The sequence below is a fragment of the Pseudoalteromonas sp. G4 genome, from assembly GCF_028875915.1.
Taxonomy (GTDB): Bacteria; Pseudomonadota; Gammaproteobacteria; order Enterobacterales; family Alteromonadaceae; genus Pseudoalteromonas.
Window position 1 is genome coordinate 14491 of the sequence record NZ_JAPEHW010000017.1, and the last position, 18018, is coordinate 32508.

Consider the following 18018-nt stretch of genomic DNA (forward strand, 5'->3'; position numbering starts at 1 on the left):
AAGTCCTTTTCTAATCCCTAGCTATAATTTCAAATGCTTTTTCTTGGTCAAAATCCATCACGACATTAAATGGTAACAAGGCACGATGGGTGCCTGGGTAAATGCCAAACATCTCACCAAGCGGAAAAGTATCAAGTTGAAACACTGTCACATCAAATTCATGCTTATAGATTTTGGCACTGTGTACCTTTTTAATAATCGAAGGTGAATGTACAACACCTTGATAAACTGCTTTAGTACCGTCTCCGTTAGGAAGTTGTTTAAATAATATTTGGTCCATTTGTGGATTAACAAAACCATCGAGTAACTGTTTAATTGCATTTAAATCGAGGTCAAAAAAATCAGTATCGGACTTTAGGATTTCAAACGCTTCTTTAACTAGTTCAACAAAATCACTAACAGGGTGTTCCCTACCTTGCTCAACTAAATTCACTTCGAGCAGTTTATGTTTTGCCATTTTAGTATTAGGTGAAAATGGCTGAAACGCATCAAGGCTTAATTCAAAATACTCAGGTATCTCACCAATACTTGGCATTTTGTAGTCACACAGGTACTTGTTGTAACCCCAGGTTTCACGCCCATTAATTAATGCATAGATATTGTTAACTGTGATAAATGCTGGATACCAATAAATATGATCCACTTTTTCTTTACCACGCTTGTTAACCATTTTGGCTACTGGTAACCAAAATATAATATCGGTTTCTTGCATCCACCCTTGCTGACTAAACGGAGACACTTTCGATGCAATATTTTCAATATCAGTGAAGGTTAACAATGTGTAGGCACTTAACGCTTTAAAACGAAAATCGTCTGACTTAACCGCGTTAAGGGTTGTATCAATATAGTTTTGAATTTTGTCGATATTGCCTTTAACAAAAAAGCCATATTGATTGGCATTAAGCATTCTGCAAGGCGGCTCGGCAATTACATTGCCAGGAAATTGAATAAAATTTGGTAGGTCTTTATCGTGTGCCATTATCTTCCCTCTCGAAAGCACCTAAAGCGAGGTTAATTAAATAACTTATTGATAGCAGTATAAATAAGTTAAAGCGAGAAGCACTAATGAAGAATTATGAATTTATAAATTAGGTATGATTTATTCAATGATGGTGATGTGTTCTGCAAGCTTTGTTGCAAGCGCCTTATATCCCTTCTCGTTTAAATGCACACGATCTGATTTCATTGATGAATTTGACAGTAAGTCACCAAGCGTATCTTCGATTAAAACTACATCGTGTGCACTTGCTAATTGACGATATAAATTCATGGGAGATAAACGCAGACCAAAATCAGGCACAGCAACCAAAATTACCTCGATGCCTTTTTGTTTAGCGGCTAGGATCATTTGCCGTAAGTTATTTGTGAGCTCTGATTTACTTTTTCTTTGCAGAACATCATTTCCGCCATAACAAATAATGACCACATCAGGCATGCTTTCATTCAGTACCGTGTTAATACGAGCCAAGCCCTGCTGGCTCGTTTGCCCAGAAATACCACTATTAACCACTTTTACACCGAGTAATATTTCTAGTTGAGATGGGTAACTTTCAGAAATAGAAACACCAACGCCTTGTGTTAGGCTATCTCCAAAAGCAACAATTACAGAATCGCGCCCGATGGTTACGGTTTCCTTGCTGCCACAGCCAAACAAACTTAAACATATTAAAAACAAGAAAATGATATGCTTTAGTTTATTTAACAACTTCATACTAATAGTCTCAGAGATCTGCGCTTATTGTGAGTCACAATAAGCGCAATGTTTTACAAAAGCGCGTTTAATAATTGAATAGGATGCTTTGGCTTTTTGCCGTTATTAAAGCGCTTTACTTGCGAACGACATGAAAAACCAGTGGCAACAAGCTGTTCAATTGGCGTGTTATCGACTGTTTCTTGCCAACTCATTTCATAAAGCGCACGCGATTTTTCAAGGTTTTGCGTTTCATGGCCATAAGTACCTGCCATACCACAACACCCTGTTGCTTTAGCCTTGAGTGTTAAACCAAAACTAGCAAACACGTTTTGCCATACTTTACTGGCATTTGGCATAGCGGTTGTTTCAGTACAGTGGTTGAGTAAAACAAACGCATTTTTTTCGCCTAAGTTTGATGGCGAAAACTCTTGCGTTTCAAACCATTCGTGTGCGAGTAACACATGGAAATCACCTCGATTTTCACCAAGCACTTGTTTATATTCATCGCGGTAACACATTACGAGAGAGGCATCTAAACCAACCATTGGAATATCAAGTTCTGCAACTTGATTTAAAAATGCAGCGCTATTTTTAGCTGTTTTTGCAAACTCAGTTAAAAAGCCTTTTACATGTTGTGGTTTACCGTTTGGTTTAAACGGCAGTAACACTGGGGTTTTACCAAGCTTAACAAGTAACTGACAAAAATCATCTACAAGCTCAGCTTCATAAAAGCTGGTAAACGGGTCTTGTACAATCAATACCGTTTGTTGCTTTTGCGTTTCATCTAACGCTTTCAAATAGTTAAAATTAAATGCATATTGTTTTGAAACACGGTTAATAATTGCATTGTCGCTCAATAGTGGTGAATCAACATAGCCCACTTGATTTTTCAATAGCCGCTCAACAAAACCCAATTTAAGAATAGGGTTAACTATAAAGTGAATTTTACTTAGCAATGGCGCTTGTGACTCGATATTTGCAACTAAATAATCTTTGAGTGGACGTTTATAGCGTGCGTGATAAAGGTTTAAAAAATGCGCTCTAAAGTTCGGTACATCAACTTTTATTGGGCAAGCTGTAGTACACGCTTTACATGCCAAACACTCATCCATCGATTCTTTTACTTCATGAGAAAAGTCATAAGCACCCTTTGCTTTTTGTTTAGCGAAAATTCGTTTTTCCCACCACGATTTAGTTTCACCTTTTGCAATCGCTTTTTCACTTTCTAGTAAATCAACGTTTTTCTCGCTTTGTAGGCGGAGCCATTCACGCATTAAACTGGCGCGACCTTTTGGCGAGTAACGTCTGTCTTTTGTTACTTTATACGAAGGGCACATAGATGAATGGCTGTCATAGTTATAGCAAAGACCATTGCCATTACAACCCATTGCATTATCGAAACTTTCTTTTACTGCAATAGGAATTTGTTTGTCAAAATAGGCACGCTTTGTGTCATCAACACTTACAAGCTGCTCGTTAGATTCAAGCGGTGTACAAATTTTTCCTGGGTTTAAACGGTTGAGTGGATCAAATACCGATTTAATCTTTCTAAGTTCAGTAAAAAGTGTTTCACCAAAAAATTCCGGACCATATTCACTACGATAGCCCTTGCCGTGTTCACCCCACATTAAACCACCGTATTTAGCAGTGAGTTTTACCACTTCATCTGAAATGTGACGAAGTAATTTTTCTTGTGCGGGGTCACACATATCAAGTGCAGGCCTTACATGAAGCACCCCTGCATCAACATGGCCAAACATGCCGTAATTAAGATTATGACTATCAAGTAATTCTCTGAATTCAGATATAAAATCGGCTAACGCTTCAGGAGGCACTGCAGTATCTTCGGCGAATGCGAGTGGTTTTTCACGCCCTTTTACATTTCCTAAAAGTCCAACCGCTTTTTTACGCATGGCATATATTTTAAGAATATCTGCTTTTGAATGTGTTACCTGATAACCAATAATACCGGCTTCATTATTGGCCATTAACGCATCAAGTTTAGCAAGCAGACCATTAACCTTGTCGTCAATATCCGCTTGTGCTGTTGCGTTGAACTCAACCATGTTGAGGCCTTGCATATCTTTACCAGGAACGTCTTCAATCAAACTCGATACTGAATGCCAAATAATATCTTCACGAGCAAGATTAAGTACTCTGCTATCCACAGTTTCAACTGAGGTAGCATTGGCAGCCACTAAAAACGGTGAGTTGCGAAGTGCTGAATCAAAACTATCGTATTTAATGTTAATTAACGTTTTAAATTCAGCAATTGGCGTAATATTTAGTTTTGCTTCACAAACAACGCCTAGCGATCCTTCCGAACCTGTGATTATTCGGCTGGCATCAAGCGTAGTTAAATCATCATCAAGAATATTTTCAAGGTCATAACCGGTTAAAAAACGATTAAGGCGCGGGAATTTTGCTTTAATTTCATCACGTAATTCTACACCCGTTGCAAGTAATTGTTTATAGATTGCACCTATCGATGTGGCTTGTGCCGCATAGCTTTTAGCTGTTTCTAAGCTTACAGGTACTGTATCGAGCTCTGTACCATCTACAAGCATGGTTTTTAAACCAAGTACGTGATCTGATGTTTTGCCATAAACAAGCGAGCCTTGACCTGATGCGTCTGTGTTAATCATGCCGCCAACGGTAGCTCGGTTACTGGTAGATAAATCTGGCGCAAAAAAGAAGCCATAGGGGCGTAAAAAATCGTTAAGTTGATCTTTAATTACGCCGGTTTGAACACGCACCCACTTTTCATCGACATTTATCTCTAGAATGTCACGCATATGGCGAGATAAATCAATCACCATACTATGGGTTAATGATTGGCCATTTGTTCCTGTGCCACCGCCCCTTGGGGTGAATTTGATGTGCTTAAATTCTGGCTTATTTGCCACCGTAAATATCAGCTGAATGTCATTGTTATTTTTTGGAAATAAAATGCCTTGTGGCAGCGCTTGATAAATGCTGTTATCTGTAGCTGTGACAATGCGGGTTGCGTAGCTTACATCAATTTCACCTGCGTAAGCTGTTGTTTTTAATTCTGTTAAAAACGCTTGGGCAACAGGCGATAAGGTATCTTTGTGATCTATTACTTCAATCATTACTTGCTCGTGACGGGAACAGGGGTTAACGCCATTATATCAAAGAAATAAGGCGAGTATTGTTTCATATTAACAGTTTGTAACATCATTTATTCGCATGCTAAACCGAATTTTTTATACTATGAATAAATATCGTGTTGGTGCAACAAAACACTCGGGAATATTCAATATGAAAAAAATGATAAATCACACATTTGCTGTTTTATTTTTAGCATTAGGTTTACTATTTATGGTTGTGCCTGGACCATCGCTTATCTTCTTTATTGCCGGCTTATTTTTACTCGCTTTTTACTACCCTTGGGCACGACGCTATTTAGCCCATTGCCAAACAGCGTTAAAAAAATCGTGCGAATTTTTAGACAAAAAACTGGCAAAACGTTAGCTATGGGCCTCTTTAAATAAATTTAGTAATTCAAAATAACAGGTGAAAACATAATCTGCTTGATGCGCGTAATCTGGAATTTCGTTCTCACAAAACAGCGCACTCAAAGCCCCCGCATTTTTCGCAATATTAATATCGTGTAAGTAATCCCCAATATACAAAATATTGTCTGGCGCAATCTGCCATTCTTTAGACAGGTTTAAAAGTGCCGTAGGATCGGGTTTAGCTGGAGCGTCATCGCGAGTAATAATGGTTTTGATAGCAATATTATTGTTATTAATTTTGATGTCGCTAGGCTCTTTACTATTGCGTGTAACAATTGCTAATGGAAGCTGACTTCTATTTAAATAAGCAACAAACTCTTTTGCCCCTTTAATCCAATTAGCACTGTGTGCATCTTTTAACTCTAAATCACGAATTGTTTGGTTAGCGACTATTTGTTGTTCGTCAGATAATGAGTCTACAAACGCCAGAATATCTTCATCAAGCGGACACCCTATTGCTTCACGCATGGTTTTAAAACACAGATCACAGCTAACTAATGTCCCATCTAAATCAAAAATAATGCCTTTAATATGTTTCATAGAAAAATCGATAGTTTCTTGTTTTATACATACTAACAGTAATTTCGGTTCACTCATTAAGACAATCTCAATTTTATGAGAATAATTCTCATCAACGATTGATTGTTACAATATAACAATATATTATTGTTATATTATCACGTAACAGTTGGAGTTATTATGAAACCTGGTATTCACCCTGATTATGAAAAAGTGGTTTTCCACGATACCGCTGCAGATGCTTACTTTTTAGTTGGGTCAACAATCAAAACTGACCGTACCATTGATTATCAAGGTAAGACCTATCCTTATGTTGCCATTGATGTTTCAAGTGCATCACACCCTTTTTATACTGGTAAGCAACGCGTTGCTCAATCTGATGGTCGCATCGCAAAATTCAATAAACGTTTTGGTAAGTTAGGAAGCAAATAATGCAGGTGCTAAGCTCATTAAAAAGCGCTAAAAAGCGTCACCCAGATTGCCAAATAGTTAAACGTCGCGGTCGCTTATTTGTAATTTGTAAATCAAACCCGCGCTTTAAAGCCGTTCAGGGTAAAGGTATAAAGAAGAAATAAGTAAAAGATCCACCTTCTAAAGAAGGTGGCTTTGCATTAGGCCCCTTGAAGGGGGCGTTGTTTACTGCAGTGTTAACTATGCCTGTTCTTGCATCTCTTCCTTTTCTTGATGCATTACATACCGCCTTATAATTTCTTCATTTATCCCTACTGTATCCATGAAATAGCCTCTCTGCCAAAAGTGGTTTCCCCATAGCTTATTTTACCTTAAGTATGGATATTTGCTAAATAGCTTTAATGTTATCTTCCCTTTCAAAGCCCCTATTAGTTTCGAGACCGAAAGCTTCGGTGGTATTTTCACTACCAAATGAACATGATCGACTTGCACATTCAGCTCTACAACTTTGCACCCTAACTATTTACAATAAATATGTATGCACCTGTACACATCTCTGCCTGCTTTATTCTTCAATATTCTGAACCTGTACTTCGGTGTCCAAACTATGTGATATTGACATCTCCAATACACATGCGATGCTTTCTCGTATCAACTCTTGTTTTTTCCTTATATGACTTCGCTAAAAATCAAGTAAGAAATTAACATGAGTATTTTTTCAGGCAAGACCTAGATGATGATAACCACCTACTGAAGTAGGTGGTTTAGGGCCAAAAATGAAAAAAGGCGCATTAAGCGCCATTTTAAGTACAATTCACACTATCAACCAAATCATTTAATCTTAAATTGACATAAAGTTTGCCTATAACCAAAAATAGTGTTTAAAACTATTGTAAATTAGCTTTATCATTATTGTTAATAAATGATAATTTGATCAACTTTAAGTAGAGCACTAATGAAAATTATCCAATCTGGTTTCACATTAATCGAGGTAATGATTGCCATTGCTATCATTGGTATATTGGCAAGCCTAGCAATACCATCTTACAGTGATTATCTTGCTAGAGCTAAATTTAGTTCTGCTCTTGCGGAAGTATCTCCAGGAAAAACTCAAACAAACATACTAACCAATGACGGAACACAATCTATTACACAACCAGCAGAAATCGGCTTAGCAAGTCTAAGTAATCATTGCGCAACTACTGTAACAATTACAGCTGGAATTGGAACGCTATCTTGTACGATTCAAGGTGGTCCATCTGATATAACAGGCAAAATTATTTATCTTAATCGGCAAGCAGACAACACTTGGGAGTGTGTAACTGACGCACCAAAAAAATATATAACCGGAAGTTGCTCTCAACCTTAATGAAAAAAAGGCGCATTAAGCGCCTTTTGTTTTGTCAGCTTTATACTGATGACATATCAGTTAAAGGAACTGTTTCTAAGTAATTTATGCATGTTTTTCGCCAAGGTATAACCAAGTTTCAAGCACGGTATCAGGGTTAAGTGATACTGAGTCGATACCTTGTTCAACCAACCAAGCTGCAAAATCTTCGTGATCTGATGGTCCTTGACCACAAATGCCCACATACTTACCTTTTGCTTTAGCGGTTTGAATCGCCATTTCTAGTAGCTTCTTGATTGCTGGGTTTCGCTCATCAAATAAATGGGCAATCAAACCAGAGTCACGGTCAAGACCTAACGTTAACTGTGTTAAGTCGTTTGAGCCAATAGAGAAACCGTCGAAATATTCTAAGAATTCATCGGCAAGCAATGCATTAGATGGTAGTTCACACATCATAATTACTTTAAGGCCATTCTCACCACGCTTTAAGCCATGCTCTTCAAGTAATTCAATCACACGAGCTGCTTCTTCAAGTGTACGAACAAATGGGATCATAATTTCAACATTGGTTAAGCCCATTTCGTTACGAACGCGCTTAATTGCTTCACACTCTAAGGCAAAACAATCGCGGAAATCTTCAGAGATATAACGTGAAGCACCGCGGAAACCAATCATTGGGTTCTCTTCTTCAGGTTCGTACTGCTCACCGCCAACAAGGTTAGCGTATTCGTTAGATTTAAAATCAGACATACGAACAATCACGCGCTCTGGTGCAAAAGCAGCGCCTAGGGTTGAAATACCTTCAACAAGTTTGCTGATATAGAATTCAACCGGCGTTTTATAACCCGCCATCATAAAATCAATTTCAGATTTAACGTCATCTGATTGTGCTTCATAGTTAATTAATGCTTTCGGGTGAACACCAATCATGCGGTTAATAATAAATTCAAGACGTGCTAAACCAATACCTGCATGCGGTAAACGGGCAAAGTCAAATGCTCTGTCTGGGTTACCTACATTCATCATAATTTTCATTGGTAATTCAGGCATTTCATCTACACGAGATGTTAATACTTCATAATCAAGAAGGCCTTGATAAATGTAACCCGTGTCACCTTCAGCACACGATACCGTTACTTCTGCGTTGTTTTCGATTGTGTCTGTAGCATTGCCACAACCAACAACTGCCGGAATTCCTAATTCACGTGCAATAATTGCAGCATGACAAGTACGACCACCACGGTTGGTTACGATTGCCGCTGCACGTTTCATGATTGGTTCCCAATCTGGGTCTGTCATATCAGTTACCAGCACATCGCCTTGCTGTACTTTGTCCATCTCATCAATCGAGTTAAGGACGCGTACAACACCTTTACCGATTTTATGACCTATAGCACGGCCTTCACATAATACGCTTGATGAACCATTAAGCTGGAAACGCTCCATTACATTTGCATCTTCATTAGAACGAACCGTCTCTGGACGTGCTTGTACTATGTATAATTTACCGTCATTACCGTCTTTAGCCCATTCAATATCCATTGGACGACCGTAATGTTTTTCAATAATTACAGCTTGTTTCGCAAGTTCCATCACTTCTTCGTCAGTAATTGAAAACTTGTTTGAACGCGCCTCTTCAATATCAACAACTTCAACTTGCTTGCCATGTGATTCATCGCTTGAGTAAATCATCTCAACTGCTTTTGAACCAAGGGTACGGCGAACAACCGCTGGACGATTCGCCGCAAGTGTTGGCTTATGAACATAGAATTCATCAGGATTAACCGCACCTTGCACGACCATTTCGCCAAGACCATAGCTTGAAGTAATGAAAACCACATCTTCAAAGCCTGATTCGGTATCAATACTAAACATTACACCTGATGAGGCTTTATCAGAACGCACCATGCGTTGAATACCTGCAGAAAGCGCTACGCCACGGTGATCATAGCCTTGGTGAACACGGTAAGAGATAGCACGGTCATTAAATAATGACGCAAATACATGCTTAATCGCTACCATCACTGCGTCTATGCCACGTACATTTAAGAATGTTTCCTGTTGACCTGCAAACGACGCATCCGGCATATCTTCTGCGGTTGCTGAAGAACGTACAGCAAATGAAACGTCTTGATTTGCATCACCATGAAGCTGTGAATACGCTTCACGAATTGCTGTGTCTAGATTACTTTGGAATGGTGTATCAATGATCCATTGACGAATTTCAGCACCTACGCGAGCTAATTCGTTTACATCATCTACATCGAGCTTATCAAGCACATCGTGGATTTTGTTGTTAAGACCAGACTGGTCAAGAAATTCATTAAACGCTTCAGACGTCGTTGCAAAGCCACCAGGAACGGTAACACCTGCGCTTGCAAGATTAGAAATCATTTCACCAAGAGATGCGTTTTTACCACCAACTCGTGGTACATCGCTCATACCAAGTTCTTGATACCAAAGTATATATTGCACGGAAATTCTCCATAAGCAAAGGTTGTGAGAGAGTGTTATCTAATCCTAGTTTAGATAACAACAAGTTGCTAAATGTGAACGCCAATTACACCTGCGATAAACTTGAACGGGTAGCAGAAATTAACAGTTCTATTCAACAAGCGAGCATAAGTTTACATAGATGACTTACAGAGGTAAAGCAGCTAACCCTTGCAAAATCAAGGACAAATAGCCTAATTTTAAAATGTATTGTGCGTAAATTCGGATTTAGTGAATTTTTATGCTAGTGACACCGGTGCCATTTAGAAAATAAGCATAAAGCAATTCATTTTAACTTTTTTGTATAAGATAGAAGTTTTTTAATATGGCTTACCTATCTAATTTGCCGTTTCTAAATTCGAAACTTGTAACAAAATATTTAATAAATTATGATTTTATATGAAATGGATTTTAAGGCTAAGGAATAGCCTTGTGGTTTACCTCCCCTGTAGTTGAAATCTCATTCGCAAAAGTTAACTAAAACAAGGAATGCAAATGAAACGCTCCCCTGGTCAAAAGCGCAAATTGATTGTGCAGGGCATCAGCCTATTTATATTTTTAATCATCACATATTTTGCTAGTCAATATTATGGCAAAATTCACAATGGCTTATTAGCTTGGACAAATAACAGTTACCCAGTTGTAGGCACAGTAGTAAGTTTAAATAGCGAAGAAGAGGAATATCGTACTCGAAAAGGTAGAAAACGCAGTGAAACTCTTTATTACGTTCAATACCGTGTTGATATTGACGGTGAATCATATGAAGAAATCAGTGAAATTAAGTACTCTTTATATAATTCGTTAGCAGTTGATGATCCCATAGATGTCATCGTATCGCAAAGTGGTGAACACTTTGACCTTAAAGCGAATGTTGATGAAGCTAAGGCCAGTAACAATTTTTTAGGTTACGCAGTGAAAGTAGGTATTTTCACAACTCCTGCATGCCTTTTCTTATACTATATTTTGTCTGTTATTTTTGTTAGAGAAGCCGCAAATGCATTACCTGAGGGTTTTTACAACAGTAACTCTTGGTTAGATATTGATGACTTTTATCTAATTTGGCTTGCGGACAATCAACTAATTTCTGTCAAATTTGATAAAAACGAAGTGAGTAAAGTGCAAAATGCGTATCAAAAACAAAGTACGTTTGATGAATTAGTGTCTTTAATCAAAAAGCCTAAGGTAGTTACAATACCCCTCGCTGAAATCACAGAAGTCACAAGCAAACATAACAGCGATCTGCTTTCAATTAGTGTCGGTGAGTCTGCTCACAGTATTGAGTTTTTAAACCAAGCGGTTAAACATCATGCTTTAGACCAAATAAAGGCTTTGTTACCGCAGCACCTTATTCATACCACAAACAAAAAATCACGTTTTATGGCGGTATTACCTTGGTTAGTCTTAGCAGGTATTTGCGCGGGTGTTATGTTCTTTCTTGGTAAATCAATTTTAAGTACGCTACTTGCTTTATTTGTGATTGTGAAAGTACTGCCAAAGCTTATTGCGCGTCTAATTTCGCCAACCGTTGTACAAACATGGCAAGTGCCTGAAGTGAGCTCTTAACCCTTTTCAAATTAGCTAAAAGCCAACTGGGCTTTTAGCTAAATCAAATAAAACATAAATTACAGCGCTTTTTATTGAGCTACTGAGTGATATTTGTTTTGATAGCTTATCTCTCACAAATAGGTGCTATTTATGCGCAGCGCATTTTATATATCTGACGGTACAGCAATTACCAGCGAAGTATTTGGTCATGCTACCTTGTCGTTATTTCCTGTAGAATTTAAACACATCACAATTCCGTTTGTTGAAACAGAGCAAAAAGCATATGAAGTCAAACTCGAAATTGATAAAGCATTTAAACTTAGTGGTGAAAAGCCGTTAGTGTTTTTTACCTTTGTTGATCCACAGTTAAGCGATATTATTTTATCGTCACAAGGCCAGTGTTTTGATTTTTTAACTGCTTACAGCGGACAAGTAAAAGACACCATTGGTGTTAACCCTGTACCCCGTACACATCGAACCCACTCAATACATGAAAAAAGCTACGATTTCAGAATCGATGCGGTTAACTATGCACTAGCCAACGACGATGGCAGCAACTTAAAAGACTACGATGAAGCAGATATTATCCTAGTTGGTGTTAGCCGAAGTGGTAAAACACCCACCAGCTTATATTTAGCGCTTCAATATGGCATAAAAGCCGCAAATTACCCGCTTACAGAAGACGATTTAGATATGATGCGTTTGCCAAGTGCTCTGCAAAATCATAAAAGTAAGTTATTTGGTTTAACTATTAACCCAGAACGCTTAGCTGCAATTCGCAACGAGCGGATGGCCAATAGTAAATATGCCTCTTTAAGACAATGTCGACTAGAAGTACGTGAAGCCGAAATGCTGTATAAAAAGAATAAAATTCCACATTTAAGCTCAACGCATTTTTCGGTGGAAGAAATCTCAGCAAAGATTTTGGCAGAAACAGGCCTTGAGCGCCGTAAGTATTAATCCCACTACTTATTGAAAATGCCTAAATGGTTAAGATCAATTTAGGCAATTCATCATTTGTGCTGAAGTACACTAAACTTAATGTGACTACATTCGTATAAGTTAGATAGTTTTGAATTATCTATTTATATCAAATTGTGTCATATTTAATCTAGGACTCAGATATATAAGGATTTTATTAAGGTTAATAGTGAGATATCATGCGCTGTTTTGTGGTTTTTTTTATTTTCAATTTATTTAGTTGTTTCTCGTTGCAGGCCAACGTAATTGATATCTATATTCGTGATGACGTTTATAAAGATTACACCACTTTTGTTAACAATCGCGATGTCACAAGTATTGATGATTTTTCTGGTAAAGCCATTCGCCGTGATGTAGTCGATATGATAATCGCCCAACAAGCCTTAAAGTTAGGTGGATTTAACTATCAATTTAATTATATCCCCGGCAAAGTAAATTTTCGTAATACCCGCATGCTCGAAACCGGCAAACTACTCATTAGTTTTGACTCCTATTGGTTAACGGATGCACATGCCAAAGCGAATTTCTTATTTATTTCTAAACCGCTTATTCGTCGTGGAGAATATATTGCTGGGATTTACACCCAATCTGGCCGTGAAAATAAGCTTAAATTAAATAAGCTTGCTGATTTTAAAAGGTTAAGTGCAGTCTCTACCCCTAAATGGCGAACCGATTGGAATACCCTTTCAGCATTGCCTTTAAAGGAATTAGTAATAGAACATGAGTGGATCAGCATGGCGCGAATGGTAAATTCTGGTTGGGTCGACTTTATGCTAATGCCTTTTCACTCTACGCCAGATAAGCGCTTTACACTTGATAAAATTAACCTAGTACCTTTACCCAATGTCGCTGTTGAATTAAAAGACAGCCGTCATTTTGTGATTAGCCGCAACCATCCGCTGGGCAAAGAAGCATATATCGCAATTGAAAAAGGGCTTACGCAGTTACGTAAAAGTAATGCAATTACTCGCGCATATACGCAAGCCGGCTTTTTTATTGATAAGAGCAAATACACCATCATTAATGCAGATAACCAGATGCCTCTTAATGAAGGCTAATAAGTTCAATTGTTAAAATCTTATATCCACTCAAGTAGGTTATTAGGTTCTGCTTAGGTAACTTGAATGCACTTTTAGAAAACACTTTAACAAGCTAGTTTTTTGTACTTCGATGTTTAAAACTAAAAGATGTTTCTTTAATCGGCTCGCCGCTTTTATTTGTCGGTGTTGAGTAGAAATTAACGTGTAATTGATCAGTTTTATTATCAATTTCAATATGTGCAAAACCCCAAGTAAAGGCTTTATGCCAAAGTAAGTCATATTCATCATATTGTTTTTCTTGATAATCTGCTAACCCACGATGGATACCACGCATTTTTGAAGCTGCACCGCTAATAATCAGTGGTAAGGGTAGTTTTTTCACTGTGCTTACGCGTGAGCAATCATCTGTTAAAAGCTCTAAATCATGTTCATGACCTGCAATATAAGCATCAGCATACTCACACAGCTCAGGTAAGATTAAGCGTCTTAAAACATGTGCTTCATCGTATTTTGTACCGCCAATTGACCACAAAACATGGTGGCCATAGACAATCTTCCATTTGGCTGTTGATTGTTTTAAACCATTTGCAAGCCAAGCCAATTGCTTATGATCTTCACCATTTAAAGGTACTTCATGGTTTTCGATTTCTTCAATTTTTGCCTCGCCAGATGCCAGAGCTGTTGCAAGCCCCTGTTCGCTTCCATCTTTGGCTAAAGGTATTTCATAGTAATGTTGGCCAGAGAGCAGCATATTAGTATCGAGAACAAAAAACTCGACATCGTTCCCAGGTGTACCTTGCTTGTAGCTATAATAACCTTTTTTATCCATATGAAAATTAGGTTGTTCTGCCATCCATGCAGTTTGTAAGGCAACGCCTTTACGTGAGGTTTTCCAGTCATGATTACCGAGTGCTGAGTAAACAACCATATTGGGAACTTGTTTAAATAAAGGTTGTAACGGTGCAAGAATTAAATCATTCATTCGTTTTTGATCATCCTTGCCATCGTTCGCGTCAGCACCATCAGGATAAATGTTATCTCCTAGCTGGATACCAAAATCACAATTAACCGATTTGCATAATGTCGCCATAGCCAAGCCGACACTTGTTGCGCCTGTATCTTCTGTTGCAATGCTAGTGCCTGGATAAATATAAATAGGTGCATGACCAAAGTCAGACATTGGACGATGTTCTGCTTGCCAATCAGCTTTTTCTGCAGCAATAAATTCAGCCTTTGTTTTCGGCTTATCAATATGCTTTTGCTTTGGATAATTTGGGTGATAACCACCGTCTCCAAATGCTAAAAAAGAAATTTTATCGGCGGCAAAACAAGGTGTAAGTACAACAGATAAAACCAAATTTAAAAGAATATGCTTTGTTTTCATATAAAAAAGCCGCTGAGGTTACTCAGCGGCACCTCTTCTTAAAATGATGTAAATGTAAAACCGAGTTCAAATGAACGACCATACGTTTCATACTGTAAGCTGTACTTTTCGCTACCGTGATATAAGTAAAAAGGTTCATCGGTTATATTGATTGCATTAAAGTACACTTGGCTTTGTTCATTTATGTAATATTTGGCACTAAAATCAAATTGGTTATGTGCGTCTTCAAAAACGGCAGCATCAGCTAACTCATATTGATATGATTCACTTTTATAGCTTGCACTGATACGCGCGCTGAATTTTGCAGATTCATAGCCAAACATCATATTTGCAACAGTATCTGACTGATTAGGCAATTTGTCGTCGGCATTTATAAATGTACCATTGGTAGAAAACATCAATCCGTTTTTGAAGTTTTTGGTCCAAGCGAGTTCTATCCCTGTTAATTGTGCTGAACCACCATTAATTGGCTGGATCACTTCATCAAAGCCTTGCCATGCAGGTGTATCTTGCACTTCAGCCATAACGATAAAGTTTTTAATGTCTTTAAAAAAGATCCCTGCTGACATCACACCGATATTGCCTGGGTAATATTCAATAGACGCATCCAAATTCATCGACTCATAAGGTTTCAAATCTGGATTTCCCACTTCAGCTTTTCGCTCTGTAGTTATTTCACCATCATCACTTACAATCTCAGTTTCGATTAATTGATATGCTGCGCTGTCGCCAAATGTCGGCCTTGCAATGGTATTTGTGTAGGCAAAACGGGTAATTAATTTTTCAGAGAAATCATATTTAATATTTAAGCTTGGCAAAAAGTGGTTGTAGTCTTGTTCTACCGTCCAAGGCGCTATAGAAACAGTTTCATCATCGTTTATTTCATCAACAGTCAATTCAACACGGTTGCCTGCCGTTGCAAATGACGTGTCTTCGTATCTTACACCCGCAACAATATGCCACTGATTAATATCCATCGTTACCATCGCAAACGCCGCTAAGATATCTTCTTCACTTTGGTAAGTTTGACCAAAACTGTTAATCTCAGTATCTATTCGGTTGATTTCGAATTGCTGTTTATTGGTTTTTACAAACTGCGCCAATGCATGTTTTGAAAGCCCCGGTCCAAATGCGCCTAAGCTGTAATCTGGTTCAGCACTTTCAAATTGAGACGCCAAAACATCACCAAATCCACCGTCATACACAATGGAGTTAACGTTATTTGTTTTCTCACGTGTTTGATATTTAGTACCAAATTTCAGTTCGCCATTGTGATTTTGCCAAACAAAATCTTTACTAACGTCAACTTTGAAGCTGGTAGCACTGTCTTCCGATAGGTTATTCTCATTAACAATCTCATCTAATTCAAAATTTGTGAGATCATGCGCAGCTTCAGAGTGAGCCAAATCAGGTGCATTTGCTGTACTGTTATAACCAAGCGCAAACCCTTCACCTTTAAAGTCAGCATCGATACGGTTAGGCTCTTTTTCATTCGATTTGGAATAGCCTAAATCGTACTCTAATAACCAATCATTAAGTTGATTTTTACCGCCTAACACTACCGATAAGATTTGTTGTTGCTCAAATCTGTCTTTGGTGTCTCGGTCCATATCCGCATTTATAAAAGTTGCTGATGAACTTGTAATACTGTCTTCAAGCACTTGGCCTTTAGCAAACTTGTATTCATTGCGCAGTCTAAATTCATCATCTGAAAATTCACTCCAAAGTGTGCGTAGGTAATATTCAGAATGTGCATTTGTTCTAAAGTCTAAATTTAAGGCCGCACCGAGTCTTTCACGCGTAATTAAATAATGGCGTTGTTCAATTTCTTCCGCACCGAAAAAGTCAACATCATCTCCCGAGTTTTGCCCTTCTACCGAGATTTCTCCAAAGCCGCCATCTACTTCCGAATTATGAGAGCCGAACTTTCTTTCAAACCAACTAAATGCCGTTGCTAAGCCAAGTTCACTGCCATTTTCAAATTCATAAACATCAGTAAAACTTGCCGATAACTTAGGACTCGCTTCACTTACTTGCTCATTGTATGAACCTTGAAATGTTGCACTATAGCTTCGCCCTTCTCTATCAAATGCACTTAAACTTTTAACATCAATCGAACCACCCACAGCACTTGCGTCCATATCTGGCGTTACACTTTTACTTACTTCTAAACTTTGCACCAGTTCACTTGGAATAACATCCATAGCCACGCTGCGCACGCCCGCCTCAGGAGACGGTACATTTGCGCCATTAATCGTCACATTATTTAAGTTAGGGTCGATGCCTCGAATACCTACAAAACGTCCTTCACCCTGATCCCGCTGAATAAACATACCGGGTAAACGCTGTAATGCCTCTGCTGCATTTTGGTCAGGTAATTGCCCAATTGAATCACTGCTAACAATTGACTTAATACTGAGTGCATTTTTCTGACGGTTAATCGCGCCTGCTTGTCCTGCGCGTGTACCAACCACTATCATGTCTTCAATTAAATTATTTGCAGACGCAAGCTTAATATTCTGCTCTAAATCAGCATCTATTTTGACCATTAGAGCTTGTGGTTGAGCACCCACATAAGAAACAACTAACGTATATTCGCCTGCTGGGACATTATTAAATGAATAACTGCCATCGCGTGATGACACAACACCTTTATTTAGTTCTTTTAATTCAACTTTAGCACCTTCAAAGTAAACTTTTTGGTTTACGTCACTGATGAGACCAGAGAGGGTGTTTGCCATCACTTGATTCGATAAACAAGCGGCAATGACTGCAAACGCAAGTTGACTGCGTTTAAATACTGACGGTTTATTGCTTTCCATTTTAATTCTCTTTCAGGGGTTAAGATTTAAAGCCAGTTTTTAGTGGCGCGATCTCTACCCGGCACTAAATTGACTGCGTCACCCTACAAGCCTTATATGAAAAAAATATTTCAATGGTTCTAGTAACTTAGCTTAAACATTGAGTTATATGAGATATAAGGACCGAGATGAGCTGTTTTAACCCCGAATGGTAGTATTAAAAACCCAAACAAATGCCTATTGAAGTTTAATTGTCATAAAAAT

General features: G+C 38.2%; 14 protein-coding genes and 1 pseudogene. 7 read left to right on the forward strand and 8 right to left on the reverse strand.

All coding sequences use genetic code 11. The annotated features are described in order from the left end of the window. Positions 1-10: 10 nt before the first annotated feature. The 3 genes from ON073_RS07655 to ydiJ form a co-directional block, all read right to left on the reverse strand. Positions 11-979 carry an acetoacetate decarboxylase gene (locus tag ON073_RS07655; RefSeq protein WP_274761291.1) on the reverse strand — a complete coding sequence of 323 codons (969 nt, stop codon included), beginning with the start codon at positions 977-979 and terminating at the stop codon, positions 11-13. A gap of 120 nt (positions 980-1099) precedes the next feature. Next, positions 1100-1711 carry an arylesterase gene (locus ON073_RS07660; protein WP_274761292.1) on the reverse strand — a complete coding sequence of 204 codons (612 nt, stop codon included), beginning with the start codon at positions 1709-1711 and terminating at the stop codon, positions 1100-1102. A gap of 53 nt (positions 1712-1764) precedes the next feature. Next, on the reverse strand, positions 1765-4806 hold the full coding sequence (gene ydiJ / locus ON073_RS07665) for a D-2-hydroxyglutarate dehydrogenase YdiJ (RefSeq protein ID WP_274761293.1): 3042 nt from the start codon (positions 4804-4806) through the stop codon (positions 1765-1767). Positions 4807-4975: 169 nt separating this feature from the next. Between ydiJ and ON073_RS07670 the strand changes: the two genes are divergently transcribed. After that, a complete protein-coding gene (locus ON073_RS07670; RefSeq protein WP_274761294.1) occupies positions 4976-5188 on the forward strand; it encodes a PGPGW domain-containing protein in 213 nt (70 codons plus the stop codon). Here the strand turns inward: ON073_RS07670 and ON073_RS07675 are convergent. Further along, the gene (locus ON073_RS07675; RefSeq protein ID WP_274761295.1) at positions 5185-5829 is read right to left on the reverse strand and encodes an HAD family hydrolase; all 645 of its coding nucleotides are present in this window, start codon (positions 5827-5829) and stop codon (positions 5185-5187) included. The two genes, ON073_RS07670 and ON073_RS07675, sit on opposite strands and share 4 nt — an antisense overlap. 102 nt (positions 5830-5931) lie before the next feature. On the opposite strand from ON073_RS07675, the gene ON073_RS07680 reads away from it, so the two are divergent. Both ON073_RS07680 and ykgO read left to right on the forward strand, forming a co-directional pair. Beyond that, entirely contained in the window at positions 5932-6183 is a 252-nt protein-coding gene (locus ON073_RS07680) for a type B 50S ribosomal protein L31 (RefSeq protein ID WP_274761296.1), read from the forward strand. Then, on the forward strand, positions 6183-6326 hold the full coding sequence (ykgO, locus tag ON073_RS07685) for a type B 50S ribosomal protein L36 (protein ID WP_274761297.1): 144 nt from the start codon (positions 6183-6185) through the stop codon (positions 6324-6326). Before ON073_RS07680 ends, ykgO begins: the two co-directional genes overlap by 1 nt. Before the next feature lie 76 nt (positions 6327-6402). Here the strand turns inward: ykgO and tnpA are convergent. Then, positions 6403-6795: pseudogene (tnpA, locus tag ON073_RS07690) on the reverse strand (IS200/IS605 family transposase). 322 nt (positions 6796-7117) lie between these two features. On the opposite strand from tnpA, the gene ON073_RS07695 reads away from it, so the two are divergent. Next, positions 7118-7531, forward strand: coding sequence for a pilin (locus ON073_RS07695; RefSeq protein ID WP_274761298.1), 414 nt, complete (start codon positions 7118-7120; stop codon positions 7529-7531). 84 nt (positions 7532-7615) lie between these two features. On the opposite strand, the gene ppsA is transcribed toward ON073_RS07695, so the two are convergent. After that, positions 7616-9985, reverse strand: coding sequence for a phosphoenolpyruvate synthase (gene ppsA, locus ON073_RS07700; protein WP_274761299.1), 2370 nt, complete (start codon positions 9983-9985; stop codon positions 7616-7618). A gap of 513 nt (positions 9986-10498) precedes the next feature. On the opposite strand from ppsA, the gene ON073_RS07705 reads away from it, so the two are divergent. From ON073_RS07705 to ON073_RS07715, 3 genes are all read left to right on the forward strand, one after another. Then, entirely contained in the window at positions 10499-11566 is a 1068-nt protein-coding gene (locus tag ON073_RS07705) for a hypothetical protein (RefSeq protein ID WP_274761300.1), read from the forward strand. A 132-nt stretch (positions 11567-11698) separates the two neighbouring features. After that, positions 11699-12508, forward strand: a complete 810-nt coding sequence (ppsR, locus tag ON073_RS07710) for a posphoenolpyruvate synthetase regulatory kinase/phosphorylase PpsR (protein WP_274761301.1) — start codon at positions 11699-11701, stop codon at positions 12506-12508. A 251-nt stretch (positions 12509-12759) separates the two neighbouring features. Continuing rightward, positions 12760-13587, forward strand: coding sequence for a hypothetical protein (locus ON073_RS07715; RefSeq protein WP_274761302.1), 828 nt, complete (start codon positions 12760-12762; stop codon positions 13585-13587). 94 nt (positions 13588-13681) lie between these two features. Here the strand turns inward: ON073_RS07715 and ON073_RS07720 are convergent, their stop codons facing one another. Then, a complete protein-coding gene (locus ON073_RS07720; protein WP_274761303.1) occupies positions 13682-14953 on the reverse strand; it encodes a metallophosphoesterase in 1272 nt (423 codons plus the stop codon). A gap of 38 nt (positions 14954-14991) precedes the next feature. Continuing rightward, positions 14992-17775 carry a TonB-dependent receptor gene (locus tag ON073_RS07725; RefSeq protein WP_274761304.1) on the reverse strand — a complete coding sequence of 928 codons (2784 nt, stop codon included), beginning with the start codon at positions 17773-17775 and terminating at the stop codon, positions 14992-14994. Positions 17776-18018 lie beyond the last annotated feature (243 nt).